The sequence below is a fragment of the Faecalibacterium sp. DFI.5.82 genome (genome assembly GCF_029076575.1).
Taxonomy (GTDB): Bacteria; Bacillota; Clostridia; order Oscillospirales; family Ruminococcaceae; genus Faecalibacterium; species Faecalibacterium duncaniae.
This window is the reverse complement of record NZ_JARFIS010000173.1, coordinates 1-351: the sequence shown is the minus strand read 5'-3', so window position 1 is coordinate 351 and position 351 is coordinate 1. Positions and strand designations below refer to the sequence as shown.

Genomic DNA, 351 nt, shown 5'->3' with positions numbered 1-351 from the left:
GGCTTTGACGGAGAGGTTTAGCAACAATTTATGAGGTATACTAAGGAACCGATCACCGTAAACTATAAAGTATTGGACCCCCGGGCCAAGGTGCCCGCCTATGCAACGCCGGGGGCAGCGGCGGCCGACCTGTGCGCTGTGCTGGATGAGCCCCTGACACTGGCCCCCAAGCAGCGGGTGTTGGTGCCCACCGGCCTTGCCATCGAGCTGCCCGGCCCCCACGCTGTGGCGCTGGTCTATGCCCGCAGCGGCCTTTCCATCTAGCACGGCCTGTGCATGGCAAACGGCGTGGGTGTGGTGGACAGTGACTACCGCGGGGAACTGAAGGTGCCCAGATTGATCATGGGCACC

General features: G+C 62.4%; 1 pseudogene. It reads left to right on the top strand.

Annotation, left to right across the window (positions count from 1 at the left end):
• Positions 1-30 precede the first annotated feature (30 nt).
• Positions 31-351 (top strand): annotated as a pseudogene (dut, locus tag P0G09_RS16115) (dUTP diphosphatase); the annotation flags it as partial.